This is a genomic window from Ruegeria sp. CDSC081, from assembly GCF_059610485.1.
In genome coordinates this window covers 111,559-117,737 of sequence record NZ_JBXWNS010000011.1, presented here as the reverse complement: position 1 = coordinate 117,737, position 6,179 = coordinate 111,559, and the positions used below count along the sequence as shown (strand labels likewise).

Below are 6,179 nucleotides of genomic sequence, written 5' to 3'. Positions count from 1 at the left end.
GGTGGCGTCGGCCCCATGACAATCGCATGCCTGCTGGCCAACACCCTGACCGCCGCATGCCGCGCAAACAAACTCCCAGAACCAGAAGGCCTGACGGTGTGACCCATAGCGGACAGTCGTGCATGTAGATTTTCAGGGCCGGGGTACTCCCCGGCCTAAAATTTGTTAATATGTAAACTAAGTGTGAGATTACGGGCATTGAATGTGCCTGTATTGGTGATAAACTTTCTATTCCAGCCGGTTACGTTGTAATATGGCAAGTCCCCGGTAGTATTGGCTGGACCCGGAGAGTTGTTGTCGAGTGTTTATGTTCACGAAACTGCGCCCAGTTTTCGCCGAAATAGTAGGGTACCGGTTGATTGCCGGGCTGGTTTTCCTTCTGCTATTGTCCTTCGTATTCCAACCATTTCATGCCATCGAAGTAACCTTTCCTTGGCGCTTGGCCTTCTGGATCGGGGTGATGGCGCTGGCGCTAGGAGTGACCTGCGTCGCAAGAAGATTGTTGCGTAGGTTGTTCGCTGAGACCGAGTTTTCTGGGCGCGACCTTGTGCTGATATCTTTGGTTTTCGTCCTTTTTGTTCCAAGCCTTTGGTTGATGGTCTGGTTGCTGTTTTCGGCCAACGGACTGCCGTGCCCGGATATGTTATCTGTAACATCTTATGGCGCCTTGCTGTCGGTGGGCTTGATCCTGGTGCGGCGTGAGGCATCGAAACCTCAATCCGAAAATGCTGAAATTCCGCTGCCGCGCATGTACAAACGGTTGCCGGGATCCTTTCAGGGTCGGGTCTATCGCCTGACGGTCCAAGACCACTATGTGGATGTGGTGACTTCTGAGGGCACGTTTACGATCCGGTCGCGTTTTACCGACGCCATAGAGGAAATGGAACCTATACCGGGCCATTGCACGCACCGATCGCATTGGGTTGTCGATGACGCCATTGCTGGGGTCGAACGTAAGGGTGGCAAGACCATGTTGCGCCTGAAGAACGACGAGCTTGTTCCGGTCAGCAGGAAATACCGTCCGTTCCTAGAAGAAGATGGCCTGATTTGAGACGCCCTATCTGGGCATTGGGATCATTTGCGGGACTTTCCCTGTCAAGATCGCCATTGCCTGATCGCTCATCATGGCGTCCAGAACGTGATCCGAGCTAAAGAGCCCACCAGTATAAGTTCCATAGGCAGGCAGGATCAGACGCGCCTGATCCACTAGGAAGGCGGGGCGGGTGATCGAACGACCGCGGATCCGCACGCGCGCCTTGGGGTGGTAATGTCCCGAAACCTCAGCCTTGCCCTTGGGTTGCGCAATATGACGAAAGACCAGAGGGTCAACCGCATATTCGGCCAGATGGCTTCCGCCCAGATCTACCGGGCCGGGGTCATGGTTGCCCTCGATCCAGACCCAGCGGCGACCGGCCTGCATCGCCGTAATCTGCAGCCTGTCAGGCACACTCAAGGCGTTTAGGGCATCAAGATCATCAAAACTATCCCCAAGACAAATAACGATGTCAGGCTGAGTGTGCTCGATATCTGCGGCCAATCGGGCCAGGGTGTCCTGGCTGTCATAGGGGGGTAATGTCGTGCCGCCCCGGCGCGCCAAACGCTCGGATTTACCCAGATGCAGATCGGACACGCAAAGCACGCTTTTGTCGGGCCACCAAAGGGCACCAGACCCAAGCGCCAGCAGATTTTGCCCGGCTAAACAGATCGAAACTTCGTTCATGTTACGTTCTTTGCGACGTTCCGCTATCGCGTGCAAGAGGTTTTAGCAGGTTTCCAGCCCAGCCTCTTGCAATAGGCGCGCGCTTTCTTCCGCCAGCAGGCGTTCTTCAGCAGCACCTTTGACGGGTACCTTGCCAACCTCAAGAAACAGAGGTGCAGCCAGAGGTGAAACCCGATCCAATCGCATCAGATCTATGCGACCCCCGATCCGCTCGATCAGTGCCTCGATCCGCCCGAAATCGACGAGACCGCGCATGGCCTCTTCTCGGGTGATCTGCATTAACAGGTGATCGGGATCGTATTTCAGCAAAGTATCGTAGAGGATATCCGAGGAAAACGTGGCCTGCCGACCACTTTTGCGCTGACCGGCCATGTTCCGTTCGATCAGCCCTGCAATCGTGGCCGAGGCACGAAAGGTGCGCTTCATTACGGCATTGCCCGCCAGCCAGGTTTCCAAGCCGTTGCGCAGCTCGTCGGGCTGAAATAGCGGACGCGGGTCTATCACCGCGTCCAACCCCCAGATCAGGGTTGCATAGTCGGTGGCAACAAAGCCCAGCGGTGCAAGGTCCGTTTCTTCCATCCGTTTGGTCAGCAACAGCCCCAGCGTCTGCTGGGCGTTGCGACCCGCAAAACCATAGACACACAGGTTTTCGCGCCCATCGTTGGGGAAACTTTCGATCAGTAACCTGTCACGCTGAGGCAGGCGCGAGATATCGCGCTGCAACGCCAGCCAATCCGCGGTATGCGCGGGTAACTGGGGCCAATCAGGCTGTGCAAACAGCCGCAGGATACGGTCGCTCAGCTGCGTCGAGGTCGCAAATTTGGTGCCTGAAAACGTTGCGATCTTGGGCTTCTTATCCGCTCGGCGGCTGACTTCGACCGTCATCTCGCGCAATCCCTCATAGCGCACGATCTGGCCGCCGATCAGAAAGGTATCTCCGTGGGTCAGCGAGGCAGCAAAGGCTTCTTCGACCTCTCCCAGAGGCTTGCCCCCTCGATTGCGTTTCAGGCGGACTTTCAACGTATCTGTGTCCTGAATCGTGCCAAGGTTCATGCGGATACGCTGCGCAGCACGGGGGTCACGCAGCTGCCATTGCCCATCTGGCCGTAGCTGCAGTCTTTGCCACCGATCATAGGCGCGCAGGGCATAGCCCCCGGTTGCACAAAAGTCCAAACAGGCGTCGAACTCTGCTCGGGTCAACCCGGCATAGGGGCCCGCTGCGGTCATTTGCCGGAACAGGTCATCGGCCAAGAATGGCCCGGATGCTGCGGCAATCAGGATATGTTGACACAACACATCGCGTGGACCTGCGCCGCGGGGATCACCGTCCAGATCATGAGCTTTCACAGCCTCAAGTGCCGCTATGCATTCCACAACTTCGAAGCGGTTTGCGGGCACTAACAATGCTTTGGAGGGGGCGTTGTATCTGTGATTTGCGCGCCCGATGCGCTGAACCAGCCTTTTGACGTTTTTGGGCGCCCCGATCTGAATGACCAGGTCGACATCGCCCCAATCAATACCAAGATCCAGACTGCCTGTGCAGACGATTGCGCGCAGCTCACCACGAACCATTGCGGCCTCGACACGTTCGCGTTGCTGCCTGTCCAGACTGCCGTGATGAATGCCAATCGGCAGCCCGTCTTCGTTGGCAAGCCAGAGGTTGTGAAAGAAAATCTCGGCCTGTGCGCGGGTGTTGTGAAAGATAAGCGTCGTCTTATGCTTCCGGATCTGGTCCAGAACGGCAGGGATGGAATAGGCCGCGCTACCGCCCGACCACGGAGGCATTTCCTGCGTTTCCAACATTTGGATATCGGGGTCAGGCCCAGGATCGGCCTCAACGATCCGGCAGGGATCAGGGTGACGTGCCAGAAATCGGGCAATAGCATTGGGGTCTTCGACCGTTGCAGACAGGCCCACCCTGCGCAGGTCCGGGCAGAGCCCCTGCAGACGGGCCAGCGCCAGCATCAGCTGGTCGCCACGCTTGCTCTCGGCCAGTGCGTGGATTTCATCGACAACCACCCGTTGCACGCCCTGAAACATCCGCCCGGCGTCTTCGTAAGAGGTCAGCAGGGCCAGGCTTTCAGGTGTAGTCAAAAGGATCTGCGGCGGGTCAACCCGCTGACGCTTTTTCTGTGTGGCTGAAGTATCCCCGGTGCGATCCTCGATCCGGATGGACAGGCCCATTTCCTCGGCCGGGCCACGCAGGTTTCGTCGGATATCCGCCGCCAGCGCCTTGAGAGGGGAGACGTAGATTGTATGCAGGCCATCATGGTCCCGCTCTGCCAGATCGGCCAGCGTGGGCAGAAATCCGGCCATTGTCTTGCCCCCGCCTGTGGGGGCTATCAGCAACGTCGCCGGTTCAAGGGCCCGGTCGTACATGTCCTGCTGATGCGGGTGGATGGACCAACCTTTGTCGTCAAACCAGTCAGTAATCCGGGCGGGAATCTGCGTCATAAAGGCAGATTACCCGGCCCGTCAGCGAAATGGCATTAGGTTATTTGACGATTTTCTCATCTTTGACGAACATGTTGGCCCAAGCGCGTTCAATCAGATCGGGGCTCATCTGATAGGGAATTCCCTCGAATTCGCAGATCGAGATCATCTGATCAATCAGGAATATCGGCTGATAGTTCGCATAGATGTTGTCGATGGTCGGGTATTTGACCTTTAGCAGATGGACCAATGCGGCCTCGTCCAGAGGCATCCCGCGTTTGCGGGCCACCATGGCGAAGATTTTCAGGAAGTTCTCTTGGTTCGGACCGTCAATCTTGATCTTGAAGAAAATCCGGCGCAAAGCGGCTTGGTCAAAGATCTCGTTGGGGTGAAAGTTGGTCGAAAAGATGACCAGCGTATCAAAGGGCACTTCGAATTTTTCACCCGATTGCAGACCAAGGATATCCTTGTTTTCTTCCAGTGGAACAATCCAGCGGTTGATCAGGGCCTGTGGTGGTTCCTGCTGACGGCCAAGGTCGTCAACGATAAAGATGCCGCCCGTCGATTTCAGCTGCAGCGGGGCCTGATAGGTCCGCGCCGTAGGGTTATAAACCAGATCGAGCATGCTGAGTGACAGTTCACCGCCAGTCACAACAGTTGGTCTTTCACATTGGACATAGCGCGAATCAAACCGCTTGCGGCGGCGCAAGCTATTGGGATCATCTGCTTCTTGTTCGATGGCTGTGTGTACAATCGGGTCATACACCGTGATCACCTGACCAGCGTATTCGATGGCATATGGGACATAGACACTATCGCCCAAAGCATCCCGAATACCGTTCGAGATAGAGGATTTACCATTACCCGGAGGTCCATACATCAGGATTGATCGGCCTGCACTGACCGCGGGTCCAAGGTGGTCCAGCAGGCTGTCAGGCAGAACCAGATGGCCCATGGCCCCGGTCAACTGGTCGCGGGAAACCTGGATATTCCGGATCGACTGGCGTTTTACCTGCTCGCGGTACACATCCAACGGGACGGGCATGGCGCCGAAATATTCGGACTGGCTTAGCGCATCCAATGCACGCGCTTTGCCCGCATCGGTCAGTTGATACCCCATCTCATTGCCGCTGTTGGCGTTCAAAGTACCGGTTGCTTCCAGCAGCTTTTGTTCGCGGGCAAGGTCGATCAATTCCTGTGTGACAGAACCCGGCAAGCAGATCGCTTGGGCAACTTCGGAAACTGTATCTACGGTTTTACGAAAGATAGTTTTCAGCAGGATATCCCGCATCATAACAATAGGAAGCTGCATATCGCCCAACCCCTTTGGGGTAGGGGGGGCCATTACCGAGGTTGTCTGCATATTCATGAGCGTTGCCCGTCTAATTCAGTATTCACGCCAATAGCCCTGAAAAGGGCCCTTTGACGAAAATTTGGCCGGGCTTTGTGTCAGTTCCAAGGCGGGGACAAGGCGGACTGATGATAGTTTACGAGCCGTAAACAGTTCCAAGTATCAGGTAGATGGCCAGGGTTGCACCAAGCGCGAAACCCATTGGAAATTGTTTGTCCCGACGCCAGCTTTCCCAATCTGGGGCAATAGCTCTGAGGGCGGTATGTTTGGCCAATCGATGCGTGACAAAGGCCGCCAAGGTGGTCGACATCAGGATCAACAATACCAATGTGAAATCGCCCATCCAAACAAAGGCTGAGGCCGCGGCTATGAATTTTGCGTCTCCGGCTCCCATAATGCCGGCTGCGTTGAGCAGAATGCCGATGACCAGCATTACAACTATATGTAACAGCTGCCACAAATAGGGTGGGAGGGACACAGAAAACGGGCCGGTAATCCAACCATCCGACCAGGGCGGCAGGACAAACAAACCGATGACCGCAAATACCGCAGCCAGTGCTACTACGGCGTGATTCTTGATGAGCATGTCACGCAGGTCGGTGAAGGCTACGTAATAGCAGATCGGCAGTACGAACGGCAAAAACCAGGCCGCAGCACCCGCTGGAATATGCATGT

5 protein-coding genes and 1 pseudogene are annotated in these 6,179 nt (G+C 56.0%); 2 read left to right on the top strand and 4 right to left on the bottom strand.

Annotation, left to right across the window (positions count from 1 at the left end; translation table 11 throughout):
* Both AC2FH9_RS18295 and AC2FH9_RS18290 read left to right on the top strand, forming a co-directional pair.
* Positions 1 to 102 (top strand): annotated as a pseudogene (locus tag AC2FH9_RS18295) (bifunctional methylenetetrahydrofolate dehydrogenase/methenyltetrahydrofolate cyclohydrolase); the annotation flags it as partial.
* Between the two features lie 205 nt (positions 103 to 307).
* Complete coding sequence (locus AC2FH9_RS18290) at positions 308 to 1,051, top strand: LytTR family DNA-binding domain-containing protein (protein WP_496750778.1); 744 nt, start codon at positions 308 to 310, stop codon at positions 1,049 to 1,051.
* Positions 1,052 to 1,057: 6 nt separating this feature from the next.
* Here AC2FH9_RS18290 and pdeM read toward each other — a convergent pair whose 3' ends face one another.
* The 4 genes from pdeM to AC2FH9_RS18270 form a co-directional block, all read right to left on the bottom strand.
* Complete coding sequence (pdeM, locus tag AC2FH9_RS18285; protein WP_496750777.1) at positions 1,058 to 1,720, bottom strand: ligase-associated DNA damage response endonuclease PdeM; 663 nt, start codon at positions 1,718 to 1,720, stop codon at positions 1,058 to 1,060.
* Positions 1,721 to 1,762: 42 nt separating this feature from the next.
* Positions 1,763 to 4,174, bottom strand: coding sequence for a ligase-associated DNA damage response DEXH box helicase (locus AC2FH9_RS18280; RefSeq protein WP_496750776.1), 2,412 nt, complete (start codon positions 4,172 to 4,174; stop codon positions 1,763 to 1,765).
* Positions 4,175 to 4,214: 40 nt separating this feature from the next.
* Complete coding sequence (locus AC2FH9_RS18275; RefSeq protein WP_496697987.1) at positions 4,215 to 5,522, bottom strand: DUF8689 domain-containing protein; 1,308 nt, start codon at positions 5,520 to 5,522, stop codon at positions 4,215 to 4,217.
* Between the two features lie 118 nt (positions 5,523 to 5,640).
* Entirely contained in the window at positions 5,641 to 6,177 is a 537-nt protein-coding gene (locus tag AC2FH9_RS18270; RefSeq protein ID WP_496750774.1) for a prepilin peptidase, read from the bottom strand.
* Positions 6,178 to 6,179 lie beyond the last annotated feature (2 nt).